13 protein-coding genes and 1 pseudogene are annotated in these 13705 nt (G+C 70.3%); 2 read left to right on the top strand and 12 right to left on the bottom strand.

What is annotated here, in order from left to right; all coding sequences use genetic code 11:
• Positions 1 to 44: 44 nt before the first annotated feature.
• The 4 genes from ACIRD8_RS26530 to ACIRD8_RS26515 all read right to left on the bottom strand — a co-directional run bounded on the left by ACIRD8_RS26530 (position 45) and on the right by ACIRD8_RS26515 (position 3469).
• Positions 45 to 506 carry a hypothetical protein gene (locus tag ACIRD8_RS26530; RefSeq protein WP_403996455.1) on the bottom strand — a complete coding sequence of 154 codons (462 nt, stop codon included), beginning with the start codon at positions 504 to 506 and terminating at the stop codon, positions 45 to 47.
• A gap of 108 nt (positions 507 to 614) precedes the next feature.
• Positions 615 to 2132: a glycerol kinase GlpK gene (gene glpK, locus ACIRD8_RS26525; RefSeq protein WP_403996452.1), complete on the bottom strand. Its 1518-nt coding sequence runs from the start codon at positions 2130 to 2132 to the stop codon at positions 615 to 617.
• A gap of 27 nt (positions 2133 to 2159) precedes the next feature.
• The gene (locus ACIRD8_RS26520) at positions 2160 to 3005 is read right to left on the bottom strand and encodes an MIP/aquaporin family protein (protein ID WP_403996449.1); all 846 of its coding nucleotides are present in this window, start codon (positions 3003 to 3005) and stop codon (positions 2160 to 2162) included.
• A gap of 125 nt (positions 3006 to 3130) precedes the next feature.
• Positions 3131 to 3469: a hypothetical protein gene (locus tag ACIRD8_RS26515; protein WP_403996446.1), complete on the bottom strand. Its 339-nt coding sequence runs from the start codon at positions 3467 to 3469 to the stop codon at positions 3131 to 3133.
• Positions 3470 to 3493: 24 nt separating this feature from the next.
• On the opposite strand from ACIRD8_RS26515, the gene ACIRD8_RS26510 reads away from it, so the two are divergent.
• Positions 3494 to 3664, top strand: a complete 171-nt coding sequence (locus ACIRD8_RS26510; protein WP_403996443.1) for a hypothetical protein — start codon at positions 3494 to 3496, stop codon at positions 3662 to 3664.
• A 63-nt stretch (positions 3665 to 3727) separates the two neighbouring features.
• Here ACIRD8_RS26510 and ACIRD8_RS26505 read toward each other — a convergent pair whose 3' ends face one another.
• From ACIRD8_RS26505 to ACIRD8_RS26485, 5 genes are read right to left on the bottom strand one after another with little or no spacing between them, the layout of a single operon-like run.
• Positions 3728 to 5137 carry a purine-cytosine permease family protein gene (locus tag ACIRD8_RS26505; protein ID WP_403996441.1) on the bottom strand — a complete coding sequence of 470 codons (1410 nt, stop codon included), beginning with the start codon at positions 5135 to 5137 and terminating at the stop codon, positions 3728 to 3730.
• Between the two features lie 54 nt (positions 5138 to 5191).
• Complete coding sequence (locus ACIRD8_RS26500; RefSeq protein WP_403996438.1) at positions 5192 to 6127, bottom strand: ABC transporter substrate-binding protein; 936 nt, start codon at positions 6125 to 6127, stop codon at positions 5192 to 5194.
• Positions 6128 to 6138: 11 nt separating this feature from the next.
• Positions 6139 to 6810, bottom strand: a complete 672-nt coding sequence (locus ACIRD8_RS26495; protein ID WP_403996435.1) for an ABC transporter permease — start codon at positions 6808 to 6810, stop codon at positions 6139 to 6141.
• 2 nt (positions 6811 to 6812) lie between these two features.
• Positions 6813 to 7463, bottom strand: a complete 651-nt coding sequence (locus ACIRD8_RS26490) for an ABC transporter permease (protein WP_403996432.1) — start codon at positions 7461 to 7463, stop codon at positions 6813 to 6815.
• Positions 7460 to 8503, bottom strand: a complete 1044-nt coding sequence (locus ACIRD8_RS26485; RefSeq protein ID WP_403996429.1) for an ABC transporter ATP-binding protein — start codon at positions 8501 to 8503, stop codon at positions 7460 to 7462. The genes ACIRD8_RS26490 and ACIRD8_RS26485 overlap by 4 nt, the downstream gene beginning before the upstream one ends.
• A 151-nt stretch (positions 8504 to 8654) precedes the next feature.
• Between ACIRD8_RS26485 and ACIRD8_RS26480 the strand changes: the two genes are divergently transcribed.
• Positions 8655 to 10169: an aromatic amino acid ammonia-lyase gene (locus tag ACIRD8_RS26480; RefSeq protein WP_403996426.1), complete on the top strand. Its 1515-nt coding sequence runs from the start codon at positions 8655 to 8657 to the stop codon at positions 10167 to 10169.
• Positions 10170 to 10258: 89 nt separating this feature from the next.
• Here ACIRD8_RS26480 and ACIRD8_RS26475 read toward each other — a convergent pair whose 3' ends face one another.
• The 3 genes and pseudogenes from ACIRD8_RS26475 to ACIRD8_RS26465 form a co-directional block, all read right to left on the bottom strand.
• Positions 10259 to 10774, bottom strand: a complete 516-nt coding sequence (locus ACIRD8_RS26475) for a DinB family protein (RefSeq protein ID WP_403996423.1) — start codon at positions 10772 to 10774, stop codon at positions 10259 to 10261.
• 47 nt (positions 10775 to 10821) lie between these two features.
• On the bottom strand, positions 10822 to 12093 hold the full coding sequence (locus tag ACIRD8_RS26470) for a GDSL-type esterase/lipase family protein (RefSeq protein WP_403996420.1): 1272 nt from the start codon (positions 12091 to 12093) through the stop codon (positions 10822 to 10824).
• A 111-nt stretch (positions 12094 to 12204) separates the two neighbouring features.
• A pseudogene (locus tag ACIRD8_RS26465) lies at positions 12205 to 13638 on the bottom strand (glycoside hydrolase family 30 beta sandwich domain-containing protein); the annotation flags it as partial.
• Positions 13639 to 13705: the final 67 nt, after the last annotated feature.

The raw sequence follows: 13705 nt of genomic DNA, 5'->3' as shown, positions 1-13705 counted from the left end.
CCCGGTCGTCCCGGCGACCTGAGCCGGAGGAGGTCAGGGTGCGGTCAGCACGGGCACCGGCGGTGAGAACGGTGGGACACGGGCGTGCACGTGCGGGGCGGCCCCGCACCCATGAAACCGAGCCCGATACCGAGCATCCAGGTGTCCTTGGCCAGTGCGATGCCGTCCTGGGTGGGTCGCAGGCTGCCCGGCTCCCGCATTCCCGGGACCCGCAGGTACAGGCCGACGAGCCCTCCGGAGAAACCGGTCAGCGCCAGGCCGGCCAGCCGGGTCGGCACGAACGGGGAGAGGAGCGCCCCGCCGACGGTGATCTCCGCGCAGGCGAGCAGACGGGTGAAGCGTGCTGCACCGAGCTTGTCGAGGAACGGGTACGCCGTGCAGGCCATGCCGTGCAGGCCCTGCGCGGTGGCTTCGTCCGCCTTCAGCTTGGCCAGGCCGGAGTTCAGGATGAACGCGCCGGTGGCGAGGCGCGGGGCCACATCGCGTGGTTCGAACGCCATGGTCATGCGAACCTCCAGAGATCGGTTCCGCAACCCCTCATCGAGCATAGCCAGCCGACGCCAGGTGCGCTCCGTGAGCCGGCCAGGCCTCGGGCCGGCGCCGGCGGTGCGGGGTCAGGGGACCTGGACCCAGTCCAGCGTGCGTTCCACGGCCCGCTTCCAGCCCGCGTAGCCTTCCGCGCGCTGTTCCTCGGTCCACCGGGGCTGCCACCGTTCGGATTCGTTCCAGTGGGTGCGCAGCTCGTCGGTGTCCCGCCAGAACCCCACGGCGAGACCGGCCGCGTACGCGGCGCCGAGAGCGGTCGTCTCGGCGACCTCCGGCCGGCTGACGGGAACGCCGAGGACATCGGCCTGGATCTGCATGCAGAGGTCGTTGGCGGTGACACCGCCGTCGACCTTGAGCACGTCCAGATGGACGCCGGAGTCGCGCTCCATGGCCTCGACGACGTCCCGGCTCTGGTAGCAGATGGACTCCAGCGTCGCCCGCGCCAGATGGGCGTTGTCGTTGTACCTGGCCAGGCCGACGATGGCCCCACGGGCGTCGGAGCGCCAGTACGGGGCGAACAGCCCGGAGAACGCGGGGACGAAGTAGATGCCGCCGTTGTCCTCGACCGTACGGGCGAGTTCCTCGCTCTCGGGGGCGGACTTGATGATCTTCATCTGGTCGCGCAGCCACTGCACCGCGGAGCCGGTCACGGCGATGGAGCCCTCCAGGGCGTACACCACCGGGCTGTCACCGAACTTGTACGCCACGGTCGTGAGCAGGCCGTGCTGGGAGCGGACCAGTTCCGTGCCGGTGTTCAGGACCAGGAAGTTGCCCGTGCCGTAGGTGTTCTTGGCCTCACCGGGGGCGAAGCAGACCTGTCCGACGGTGGCCGCGTGCTGGTCGCCGAGGACCCCGGTGATGGGAACGGCGCCGCGCAGCGGCCGGGAGGTGCGTGTCACGCCGAAGGCTTCCGCGTCCGACGAGGGATTGATGGTGGGGAGCATGGCCCGGGGAATGCCGAAGAATCCCAGGAGTTCGTCGTCCCAGTCGAGGGTCTCCAGGTCCATCAGCATGGTGCGGCTGGCGTTGGTCACGTCGGTGGCGTGGATTCCGCCGTCCGGACCGCCGGTCAGGTTCCACAGGACCCAGGCATCCGTGTTGCCGAAGAGGGCGTGGCCCGCCTCCGCGGCTTCCCGTACGCCGTCGACGTTCTCCAGGATCCACTGGATCTTTCCGGCGGAGAAGTAGGTCGCCGGCGGCAGCCCGGCCTTGCGGCGGATGACGTCGCCGCGCCCCGTCCGTTCGAGGTTCGCCGCGATGGCGTCGGTCCGGGTGTCCTGCCACACGATGGCGTTGTAGTACGGCCGCCCGTTGCGCGGGTCCCAGACCACCGTGGTCTCACGCTGGTTGGTGATGCCGATGGCCGCCAGGTCGTCCGCCGAAAGGCCGCCGTACCGCAGGGCGTTCTGCATCACCGAGTTGGTGCGCTCCCAGATCTCGACCGGGTCGTGCTCCACCCAGCCGGAGCGGGGGAGGACCTGGGCGTGCTCCAGTTGGTGCCTGGCGACCTCGTTGCCGCCGTGGTCGAAGATCATGAATCGGGTGCTGGTGGTCCCTTGGTCCACCGCGCCGATGAAGTCCGCCATGATGTGTCACCTCTCCGGACGGTGCCGTCAGGCCTTGGATGCCGGGGCGCGTCCCGGCGGCTCGGGTTCCGCGGTGGGCAGGAACCGGCCGACGAATGCCTTGTAGATCCCCGCGCCGAGCAGGCCGCCGATCAGCGGACCCAGGATGGGTACCCAGAAGTAGAGATTTCCGTACTGATCTCGCCACGCCCCGTTGTAGCCGGTGATGAAGCTCGCCAGCCGGGGGCCGAAGTCGCGGGCCGGGTTGATCGCGTAGCCCGCGTTGGTCCCCCACGCCATGCCGATGGCGACCACGATCAGGCCGGTGATGAACGGGCCCAGGTTCGCGCCCGGCGCCGTATTGAGCATGTCGGTGACGGCCATGATCAGCAGCAGCAGGATGGCGGTGCCGATCACCTGGTCGCGGAACGCGCCCCACTCATGGACCGGCAGGGCCGGATTGCCGTTGGCGGGGAGGGTGGAGAACACCGTCTGCGTCTTGACGGTGTGTCCGGGGTCGGCCTTCGCCAGCGCCTCGCTGTAGTTCCAGCGGACGAGGAGGGCGGCCACGAACGCGCCGGCCGTCTGGGCCAGCGCGTAGGGAGCCACCTTCCTCCACGGGAAGCCCCTGAACGCGGCGAGCGAGACGGTCACCGCGGGGTTGAGATGGGCACCGCTCAGCCGCGCCGCCACGTAGACGCCGAGCGTGACGCCCAGCCCCCACGCCCACGCGATGCTGTCGTGGTCCCCGAGGCCACCGGGGGGATCCGTCAGGGCCCCGCCCGCGGCCACCTGGGCCACCACGCCGCACCCGAACAGGATGAGGATCATCGTGCCCAAGAACTCTGCCGACAACTCGCCGATCAGTCCGGACCTCGCACGCGGCTCAGCCATGGGAGCTCGCCCTCCGCCGGCGTGCACCGGCACTCGACTATCTGAGCAATGTCAGTAGGCTAGGGCGCCTCGCGAAAGTGCGCATATCGAGGCAAAGCGATAGGTGGGGCCGGTGGCCCGGGTGTTCACCGTTTCGCGGTGTGCTCAGGCTTCGGCCGGACGAGGGGTGCGGGTGCGGCCACCGGTGCTGTGCGTGCGTGCCGTACGGCTGCCCGGCGGGCGAGGGCCAGCAGTCCGGTGCAGGTGACGAGCAGGGCGGCGAGGATCAGCGCCACGCCGGCCACGCTGGCCACCGCCAGTGGGAGTTGGGCGCCCGCGCCGGAGCCCAGGTTGAGCAGGAAGCCGTAGGCGGCGATCGCGGTGGTGCGCGCGGCCCCGGCGCTCGCGCCGATCGCCTGGACGACGGCGGGGCCCGCGGTGGAGACCGCCAGGACGAAGACGAACAGGGCGGCCCCGAGCGCCAAGCTGCGGCTGCCCGCCGGCGCTCGGTGCAGATCCAGCTCACGGAGAAGGGGAAGCGGGAGGCCGACGAACTCTTCCCGCAGCACCTGGAGAACGAGGTGCGGATGCTCTCGGCCCTCAGCCGGGAGGAGTCCGACGAGCTCGCCCGGCTGCTGCGCAAGCTCCTGGAGTCCCACGGCGACACGTCGCTGATGTGACCCGTTTGCACGACGGGGCGGCCGCCCCCGCGAGGCGGCGGCGGCCTGCCCGGCTGCGAGGTGTCAGTCCGTCGGTCCGGACGCCAGGGTGTACCGGGTCTCCTCCGGTATGTGGGACGTGTCGCGGCGGGCCAGCAGCCAGTACAGGGCCGCGGGGACCGCGAGGCCCACGATCCAGGAGATGTCCGCCCCGCCCAGCGGAGCCGCCAGCGGGCCGGTGTAGAAGTGCGTCACGAGGAACGGGAGCTGGGCGAGGACACCCACCGCGTAGACGGCGAGGGCGTCCCAGCGCCAGGCGCCGTAGCGGCCCTCGGGGTCGGAGAGCGCGGGGATGTCGTAGCGCTCCCGTGAGATCAGGTAGTAGTCGACCAGGTTGATCGCCGACCACGGAGTGAAGAACGTCAGCAGGAACAGCAGGAAGTCCTTGAAGGACGTCAGGAAGCTGTCCTTACCGAGGAGCGCCACCGCGGTCCCGGCCACCATGATCAGCGCGATGTACGCGGCCCTGCCGCGCTGCGAGAGCGTCTTCTGGCCCCGGAATCCGCTGATGCCGGTCACCATCGACATGAAGCCGCCGTAGGTGTTGAGCACGTTGATGGTCAGCTTGCCGAGCGCGATCGAGAAGTACAGGAACGAGGCGATCAGCCCCGTGCCGCCCAGGCCGACCACGTACCCGACCTGGTCCGCGAGGAACGCCTCCCCCGAGCTCGCCGCCACGAGCACCCCGAACGTCATCGACCACTGCGAGCCGACGGCCGACCCGGAGAGGGTCCACCAGAAGGTGGCCCGCCCCGACGTCGTACGCGGCAGGTAGCGCGAGTAGTCCGCGACGTACGGCCCGAAGGCCAGCTGCCAGGACGCCGAGAGCGACACCGCGAGCAGGAACATCGGCAGGTCGAAGTGGGCGTCACCGAGCAGCGCCGACAGGTCCACGCGGTCCAGGAGGCGGATGCCCAGGTAGACGAAGGCGAGCGCGCAGACCACGCTGGCCACCCGCCCCAGGACGTGGATCACGCGGTAGCCGACGGCCGCCGCCACGGCGGTGATCAGGGCGAAGGTGATGATGCCGGTGCTGTCGTCCGTGTGCGTGAGCTGCGCGGTCGCCTGGCCGGCGAGGACGCTGCCGCTCGCGAAGAAGCCCACGTACATGAGGATGACCAGGAGGAGGGGGACGACCGCGCCTCGCACCCCGAACTGGGCACGGGACTGGATCATCTGGGGCAGGCCGAGCTTCGGTCCCTGCGCGGAGTGCAGGGCCATGACGGCGCCGCCGAGCAGATTGCCCAGCAGGAGGCCCACCACCGACCACACCACGTCGCCGCCGAACACGACGGCGAGCGCACCCGTGACGACCGCGGTGATCTGGAGGTTGGCGCCGAGCCAGAGGGTGAACTGACTGAACGCGGTCCCGTGCCGTTCGTCGTCCGGGACGACATCGATGGAGCGCCGCTCCACCAGGTCTTCAGCTGCCATGACTCGGTTACCCGGCCTCTCGGTGGTGTGTCGTGCCGTTCGGTCCTGCGGTGGTTACTTCTTCTTGATCCCGTGCTCCGCCGCCCAGTCGTACGCGACGTCCTCGGGGTCCTTGCGGTCCTTGTCCACCAGGCGGTTGAGCTCGGTGAGGTCCTTCGTCGTCAGCGCGTTGCCGAGGCCCGCGAGTGCCTTGCGGACCGTCGAGTCGGCCTTGCGGTCGGCGACGAGGGGGACGATGTGCTGGCCGGGGATCAGGTTCTTGGGGTCGGTGAGGACGACCCATCCCTCGGCGACGATGTCGGTGTCGGTGGTGAAGAGGTTCGCGACGTCGACGTCGCCCTTCTTCAGGGCGCCCTTGACCAGCGGCCCCGAGGAGTCGAGCGACTTGAACTCCTTGAACTCCACGCCGTACACGTCCTTGAGGCCCACCGCCCCCACCGCCCGCTTCTTGACCTCGGGCGCCGCGCCGATGACCAGCTTGCCGTTGTGCCCGGCCAGGTCGGCGAGGGACTTCAGGCCGTACTCCTGGGCGGTCTTCCGGGTCACGACGAAGGCGTCGGAGTCCTCGGCCTGGCCGTAGGGAAGGATCTGGAGGCCGCGCGGCAGGGCCACGGCGAGGGCGTTCTGCATCTCGCCCTCCTCGGTGGCCGTGGCCTCGGCGTCGAGGTAGTGCAGCAGGGCGCCCTGGTACTCGGGCAGGAGGTCGATGTCGCCGCCCTTGAGCGCGGGGATGAGGATCTCGCGGGTGCCCAGGTTGGGACGGACCGTGGTCTTCACCCCGGCTGCTTCGAGCGCGGCGGCGTAGAGGTACCCCAGCACCTGGTTCTCGGTGAAGTTGGCGGTGCCGATGGTGACGCCGCCCTCGCTGGAGCCGCCGCCCCCGGCGCCGGCCCCCTGCCCGTCGAGGGAGGTGATGCCGCTGCTGCAGGAGGCGAGCGCGGGGACGGTCGCGGCGGCGAGGAGCCCGCCGAGGAGATTTCTGCGGTTCATGGTGCTTGCTCCTAGACGGACTTGGCGGGACGGTGGCGGAAGAGGACACGCTGGAGGGCGGAGAGCGCGAGGTCGAGGACGACGGCGACGACCGCCACGAGCACGGCGCCGCCGAGGACCTGCACGAGGTCGCGCTGGGCGAGCCCGTCGAAGACGTACCGGCCGAGGCCGCCGAAGGAGACGTACGCGGCGATGGTGGCCGTCGCGACGACCTGGATGAGCGCGAGCCGGAGCCCGGTCATGATCAGGGGGAGCGCGAGGGGCAGTTCGACCTGGAGGAGGACCTGGTACCAGCGCATCCCCTGGCCACGTGCCGCGTCCCGGACCTCGGGGTCGACGGCGGTCATCCCGGCGTAGGTGTTGGTGACGACGGAGGGCACGGCCAGCGCCACGAGGGCGATGTAGACGGGCCACATCGACAGACCGCTCACGAGGAAGACCAGCACCACGAGCCCGACCGTGGGCAGCGCGCGCCCGAAGCTGGACAGGTTGATGGCGAGGAACGCGCCGCGCCCGGTGTGCCCGATGAGCAGGCCGACCGGCAGCGCGATGGCCGCGGCCACGAGGGTGGCGAGCAGCGAGTACTGGAGGTGCTCGGCGAGACGGTGCCCGATGCCGTCGGGGCCGGCCCACTGCTCACCGCTGACCAGCCAGGAACCGAGGCCCTTGAAGAGTTCGTACATGGTCAGGCCCCCTGCTTCTGCCGGCGGGTCCACGGCGTCAGGACGTACTGGAGGGTGACGAGCAAGGCGTCCGCGACGAGCGCGAGGAGCAGGGTCAAAACGACGCCGACGATGACGGGGGTCGGGAAGTTGCGCTGAAACCCGTCCGTGAAGAGCTGCCCGAGTCCGCCGTCGCCGATGTACGTGGCCACGGAGACGAGCGAGATGGCCATCACCGTCGCGATGCGCACGCCCGCCATGATCACCGGGAGGGCGAGGGGCAGTTCGACGGTGAGCAGGGTGCGCAGCGGCCGGGTGCCCATGGCCTTCGCGGCTTCCTTGGTCCTGGCGGGGACCGAGTCCAGGCCCTCGACGGTGTTCCGCAGGAGCACGACGAGGGTGTAGATCGTCAGCCCGATGACGGTGGTGGTGCGGGTGAGCCCGCTGACCGGCAGGAGGAGCACGAAGACGGCGATGGACGGGATGGTGAAGAGGATGTTCGACAGGCCGAGGAGGAGCCCGCGCAGCGGCCGCACACGGTGCGCGACGACCGCCAGGGGCAGTGAGACGACCAGGCCGAGGAGTACGGCGGTGAGGGCGGCCTGCAGGTGGGAGAGGGAGAGGGAGGTGAGATCACCGGTGTGGTCGGATATCCACGACCAGTCGACGGTCATGCGGCCACCGTGCTTGCCTCGCTGTGCACGTCCCCCGCGCGGTCGTGGATGTCCTCGCGCGAGGTCACGCCCGTGAGGACGCCGTCCGCGTCGACCCGCGCCACCAGACCGCTGGGCGCCGCGACCGACTCGTTGAGCGCGGAGAGGAGCGTGTCCGTGTCCCGCAGCGGCCGGACCGGGGTCTCGGCGTCCGTCCCGGTGTCGCGCCAGGCCAGCGGCTTGCCGGCGGCGTCGAGGGTCAGCTGCCAGCGGGTGCCTTCGGGGGCGGGTCCCTGAGGGACGTCCGCCAGCGTCGTCAGCGACAGCAGTTTCAGTCCGCGCTCCGCGCCCAGGAAGTCGGCCACGAACGCGTCCGAGGGGCGGGCCAGGAGTTCGGCGGGACCGGCGCACTGGACGAGATGACCGCCGGTGCGGAAGACGGCTATGCGGTCACCGAGGCGTACGGCCTCGTCGATGTCGTGGGTGACGAAGACGATGGTCTTGCTCAACTCCCTCTGGAGGCGCAGCAGTTCGTCCTGGAGCTGGGTGCGGACGACGGGGTCGACGGCACCGAACGGCTCGTCCATCAGGAGGACCGGCGGGTCCGCGGCGAGCGCTCGGGCCACGCCGACGCGCTGCTGCTGGCCACCGGAGAGCTGATGCGGGTAGCGCTTCCCGGTGTCGGCGGAGAGGCCGACCGTCTCCAGGAGTTCCGACGCCCGGGCCCGCGCCTTCCTGCGGCCCCAGCCGAGCAGCAGCGGCACGGTCGCGATGTTGTCCAGGACGGTCCGGTGCGGGAAGAGCCCGGACTGCTGGATGACATAGCCGATGGAGCGCCGCAGCTCGGCGGCGTCCTGCTCCAGGACGTCCTTGCCGTTGACCCTGATCGTCCCGGAGGTCGGATCGACCATCCGGTTGATCATGCGGAGCGTCGTCGTCTTGCCGCAACCGGAGGATCCGACGAGGACGGTCACGCCCCCTTCCGGCATCTCGAGGGTGAGGTCGTGCACCGCGGTCGTGCCGTTGGGGAAGCGCTTGTGGACCGTATCGAATTGGATCATGAGGAGTCCCTTGCCCGGCTGCATATCATCATGCAGAGTTCTCGGTGACTGAATAGGTTGTCAATAGGTGGTCGCCGCTCAGACGTAAATCCCTGGTTACGAAGGGCCGTAGGGCAAGACGAGGCGCCTGATTGAGGAGGAATTACGAGTGATGTCGTCTCGTATGGTGAACACGGTGCTCGACGACAGCGACGCGACCGTCGTCCTCGACGGTCGCGGACTGATGGTCGCAGATGTCGTACGCATGGCCGAATCCGCCGCCAGGCCGGTTCCGGCAGCAGAAGGTATGAAGCGCGTGGAGGCCTCGTGGGTCGCCGCGCGGGAGATCGCCTCATGGGGTCGCGTCTACGGCCGCTCCACCGGCGTGGGGGCTAACCGGAATGAGTCCGTGCCGACGGAGGCGGCCGCCGACCACGGTCTTCGACTGCTGCGCAGCCACGCCGGGGCGATCGGCGAGGAGCTGCCCGCGCGGCAGGTCCGCGCCATGCTCGCCGTCCGCGCCAACCAGCTGCTCGCGGGAGGCGCCGGCCTGCGCCCGACCGTCGTCACGGCGCTCTGCGAGGCCCTGGAGACGGGTGCCTACCCGAAGGTCAACGAATTCGGCTCGGTCGGCACCGGCGACATCGCCGCGCTCGCACAGATGGGGCTCGCGCTGGCGGGCGAACACCCCTGGCAGGGAGCGGGTGCGGCACCCGCCCCGCAGCCGCTCGACAACAACGACGCCCTGGCCCTGATCAGCAGCAACGCCCTCACCCTCGGCCAGTCGGCGCTCGCGGTGCACGAGCTGCGCGGCCTGATCGCCGCCACCCAGGTGGTGGCGGCGCTGTCCCTGATGGCGACCGACGGTTCGTACGAGGCGTACGCACTGCCCGTGCACGAGGCGCGGCGGCACGCCGGTTCGTACGCCGTCGCGGAACGCATGCGGCTGCTGCTCGGTGCGCCTGACCGCCCCACGCCGCCGCTCGGCCGGATCCAGGACCCGTACGGCTTCCGTTGTCTGCCGCAGATCCACGGGCCCGCGCACGACGCGGCGGACGCGCTCGAAGACGTCCTCGTGGTCGAGATCAACGCGGCCGCCGAGAACCCGCTGATCTCGGCGGACGACATGGCCGCCTACCACCACGGTGGCTTCTACCTTGCCCAACTCGCCCTGTCGCTGGACCACTTCAGGCTCGCCGTGTCGCAAGTGGCGCGGCTGTCGACCTCACGCCTCTCGACGCTGAACGAACCCGGCTTCACCCGTCTGCGGCCGTTCCTCGCGGACGGTGAGCCGGCGTCGTCGGGCGTGATGATCCTCGAATACGCGGCCGGGGCGGCGCTCGGCGACCTGCGGGCCTTCTCCGCACCCGCGTCGCTCGGTCACGCGGTGCTCTCGCGGGGCGTCGAGGAGCAGGCCAGCTTCGCCTCGCTGGCGGCGCGCCAGACGCTGCGGGCGTGCGAGGCGTACCGGCTCGTCGTGGGCTGTGAACTTGTCGCGGCGGTCCGGGCGTTGCGCCAGCGCGACATGCGGCTCGACCCCGAGCTGCCCGTCGGCCGCGCCTTCGAGCTGGCGGACGCGGCGCTCGACGCGGAGCTGGCCGACCGGCCGTTGACGGACGATGTGACGACGGCGGCCGGGCTGCTCGACCGTTTCACCGAACTGTGGCTGGGGCTCGGGGCCGGATAGCTTCCGGGGCGTGGTGCGAGGACCACCCGGCCCGCGAGGGGGCGGCCTGCGCTCCCTCGCGGGCCGGGTGGTCATGCCGCCGGCTTCGTTCAGACGCCGGTGCGCCCGTCGACGAGCTCGCGGACGACGTCGAGGTGACCGTTGTGACGGGACGTCTCCTCGATGACGTGGAGGACCACCCAGCGCAGATCGACATGGCGGCCGTCGCCGAGCGGGCGCGCGGCCTTGGTGTCCAGGTCGGTATCGGACACCAGGCGACGGTAGCGGGCGTTCTGCTCCTCGTACTCGGCGAGTATCCGTGGCAGCGGGATGTCCGCCGCCGTCCGCATCTCAGGGTCGGGATCGTCCTCGGTCGCCTCGGTGAGCGGCCCCACCTGCTCCTCTCCCAGGAACATCACCTGGAACCAGTAGTTCTCGACCCAGCGCAGGTGATTGATCAGCCCGCACAGCGTCATCAGGGGTGAACTCGGGAGGGGGGCCTTGCGGGCGTCCTCCGCGGACACGCCCTCACACTTGGCTCGTGCCGTGTCACGGGCGTAGTCGAGGAAGGTGGCCAGCTGCGTACGCTCGTCCCACGTGGGAGGCGTGTCGGTTCGTTGAGTCATCGCGGGTAGTTTCACCCAGGTCGGAGCGGGTGTCGAGGAATCGGTCGTCAGCGGGTCTGCTTCGTGACCATGGGCAGCGACACGAAGTCCGCGAGTGCCTGCTGGCCGGCCACATTGACGTGCACCCCGTCACCCGTGTCGTAGGCCGGGTCGATGCTGTTGGGCTTCACCGGATCCTTCAGCACCTGGTCGAAGTCGAGTACACCGTCGCAGGTGCCGGAGCAGTCGCTCCCCTTCTTCACGAAGCCGGCCACCGTGTGCCGTTCCCGGTTCGCGGTGTCGCTGTAGCCGGGGCGCGGCGTTATCGGAGTGACGTACACCTTGATCCCGGCGGCGTGCAGGCGTGCGAACGTCTCGCGGTAGCTGCCGATGATCTGCTCGGCGTCGCAGCCCGCCGCGAGGTCGTTGGTCCCGTAGTAGAAGAGCACGCCGCGCACCCCGTGCAGGGACAGCACATCCCGTTCGAGGCGGGCCAGCGAGTCCAGACCGCGGAACTGGTCGGCGGTGCCGGGGCAGTCCGCGTAGCTGGTGGTGCCGATGACGCCGGCGTTGGCGACCGCGAACCGCCGGCCCGCGGGCAGCTCCGTGCCGATCCGACGGGCCAGGTCGTCGGTCCAGCGCCGGTTGTTGCCCAGCTCGGTGCAGCCCGTCCCGCAGTCCGTACTTCCCGTGCCGTCCACGACGGAGCTGCCGTAGGCGACGAGCGTGCCCGCGAGGTCCCTGTTGCGTACGTCCACCGCGGTGACCAGATAGGTCGACTCGACCTTCTCCGTGTACGCGTCTCCGTTCTCGTCCGCGGTCCTGTCACCGGACCCCGGCGCGGAGAGGTAGTTGGTGCGGAAGGCGGCCTCGTGGCGGCCCGCGCCCGCTTCGCCCGACACCGCAAGCGACACCGCCACGTCGTCCTGCGCCCGGGTCGTCATCGGGACCGCGTCGCTCCAGACCTCACCCCCCGCCGGGACGACCACCTTCCTCCGCCCGTCGAAGGTGACGGCCCCGGGCCTGCCCGACAGCGCCGCGTCCTTGCCGCTGCTCGGCGCGACCGTGGCTGCGGCCACGGTCAGCGGGCTCGTGCCGAAGGTGTTCTGCACCCGTATCCGCAGGGCGTCCCCGCCCTGGCTGAGATGGCTGATCATCCGGATCGACCGATCGCGCAGGGGAGTGGGGGCCAGGCCGTGCTGCGGGCCGGCCCACGAGGTGTGCCAGGCCGTGTGCGGGGAGGTGTGAGGCGCGCGGGACTCCTGCGCCCCTGCTGCCACAACGGTGGCCGTGCAGGTCAGCGCGGCTGCGAGGATCAGTGCCGACGGCGCTCGAAACATGGTTGCTCCTTCGAAGTGGCGTGACGTGGCGGCGGGACCCGCCCGCCCGTCCCACCCCGCCCGTACGGGGAGGACGGGACGGGCGGACCCCACCCGGGTGGATCAGGGCTGCCAGGTGAACGTGGCCACCGCGCCCGCGGGCAGCGTGTACGTCAGTGAGCGGCCCTCGTCCGTGACCGAGAACGGCTGTGCGGACGAGCCCGTGTTCACGGCGTACAGGACGCGTTCGCCGTCCGGGTTCTGGAAGGCGACGTTCTGGACCGTGCCGCCGTCCGTGGAGCCGATGCGGTGCGCACCCACGTCCACGAACTTCGACAGGTGGCCGAGGGTGTAGTACTCGGCGTTGAGTGTGACGTCATCGCCCGCGATCTCGACCACGCCGTTGCAGCGGGTCGAGCAGTTGCCCTGGTGCGGGCCGCCGTTCTCGTCGAGAGCGAGGTTCCAGTCGACGACGGTCTCGCCGCCGGAGCGCATGTTCCGCACGACCAGGTTCTCGGCGTGCCACTTGAGGGTGTCCTTGAAGGTGTCGGCCGTGTTCGCGGAGTCGGTGCCCGAGCACTCCGTGAAGAAGACGCGCTTGCCCGCGTCGTGGATCTGCTGCTGGGCCTCCGGGTCACCTCCGTAGCAGTGGAAGGCGGCGCCGATCAGCCGGGACATGCCGGACGTCCTGCCGAAGACGTCGAGGGGGTAGCCGGGGTGGTCCCAGTTGTGGTCGTAGGCAAGGAGGTTGGTGCCCAGACCGTTCGCCGTGAGGGTCTGGTCCAGGACCTTCAGGAAGTCCGCCTGCTCGGAGGAGGACATCGACATGGAGGGGTAACTCGTCTCCAGCTCCGGCTCGTTCTGTGTGGTGAGGTCGGTGAGCTCGATCCCCTCAGCGGCGTACGCCTTGACCGCCTTGACCAGGTAGTCGGCGTAGTCCTGGTAGTGGGCGGGGTCGAGCTTGCCGCCCTTGAGGTCCTTGCCGGTCTTCATCCAGGCCGGGGCGGACCAGGGCGTGCCCATGAAGCGGATCGAGGGGTTGACCGCCTGGGCCTGCTTGACGACCGGGATGGTCTCCTTCCTGTCGCGGTCGATGGAGAACGCCCCCTGGGTGTCCTCGTACGTCGTGAAGGCCCCGTCGGCGTTGAAGTCGCTGCTGCCGAGCGGCTGGCGCAGGTAGTTCAGGCCGATGCCGCCTCCGTCGCGGGAGAACAGCGACGTGAGCAGGGAGTCCCGCGCTCCGGACGGGAGCTGCTGGATCAGATGGGCCGAGGCCTCCGTCACGGAGGCGCCCGCGCCGGTGAACCTCTGACCGGTGGCGGACGGGTCGATCCTGATGTCCGTCGACTGCGGGCTGCCCGTGAAGGGCGCGGTGCCGGCGTCCTTGAGCTTGCTGCCGCCGTCCGGAGTGGTGATCCAGACCTGGGCGGTGTCGGCGGCGGCAGGGCTGGGGGGAGTGCCGTGGGCGCCGTAGGCCATGCCCGTGCCGGTGAGGACCAGAGCGGCCGCGGTGACCGCCGTCCTCGTGACTCCCGACCGGGCACGGGTGCGTGCGTGTGCTCTCATCGTGCGGCTCCTTCGATTGCGGTGGGGCGCGAACGGGCTGTGCCGCGAACTCCTCTCATCCCACGGG

This window comes from Streptomyces sp. NPDC102451, from assembly GCF_044765485.1.
Classification (GTDB): Bacteria; Actinomycetota; Actinomycetes; order Streptomycetales; family Streptomycetaceae; genus Streptomyces.
Note: the sequence above shows the minus strand (reverse complement) of the source record. Positions and strands in the feature narration are given on the sequence as shown.

Bases quoted from the DNA above. Each gene is read 5' to 3' on its own strand.
- ACIRD8_RS26530 (WP_403996455.1), bottom strand. From the start codon at position 506: ATGACCATGGCGTTCGAACCACGCGATGTGGCCCCGCGCCTCGCCACC.
- glpK (WP_403996452.1), bottom strand. From the start codon at position 2,132: ATGGCGGACTTCATCGGCGCGGTGGACCAAGGGACCACCAGCACCCGA.
- ACIRD8_RS26520 (WP_403996449.1), bottom strand. From the start codon at position 3,005: ATGGCTGAGCCGCGTGCGAGGTCCGGACTGATCGGCGAGTTGTCGGCA.
- ACIRD8_RS26505 (WP_403996441.1), bottom strand. From the start codon at position 5,137: ATGGCAGCTGAAGACCTGGTGGAGCGGCGCTCCATCGATGTCGTCCCG.
- ACIRD8_RS26500 (WP_403996438.1), bottom strand. From the start codon at position 6,127: ATGAACCGCAGAAATCTCCTCGGCGGGCTCCTCGCCGCCGCGACCGTC.
- ACIRD8_RS26495 (WP_403996435.1), bottom strand. From the start codon at position 6,810: ATGTACGAACTCTTCAAGGGCCTCGGTTCCTGGCTGGTCAGCGGTGAG.
- ACIRD8_RS26490 (WP_403996432.1), bottom strand. From the start codon at position 7,463: ATGACCGTCGACTGGTCGTGGATATCCGACCACACCGGTGATCTCACC.
- ACIRD8_RS26485 (WP_403996429.1), bottom strand. From the start codon at position 8,503: ATGATCCAATTCGATACGGTCCACAAGCGCTTCCCCAACGGCACGACC.
- ACIRD8_RS26480 (WP_403996426.1), top strand. From the start codon at position 8,655: ATGTCGTCTCGTATGGTGAACACGGTGCTCGACGACAGCGACGCGACC.
- ACIRD8_RS26475 (WP_403996423.1), bottom strand. From the start codon at position 10,774: ATGACTCAACGAACCGACACGCCTCCCACGTGGGACGAGCGTACGCAG.
- ACIRD8_RS26470 (WP_403996420.1), bottom strand. From the start codon at position 12,093: ATGTTTCGAGCGCCGTCGGCACTGATCCTCGCAGCCGCGCTGACCTGC.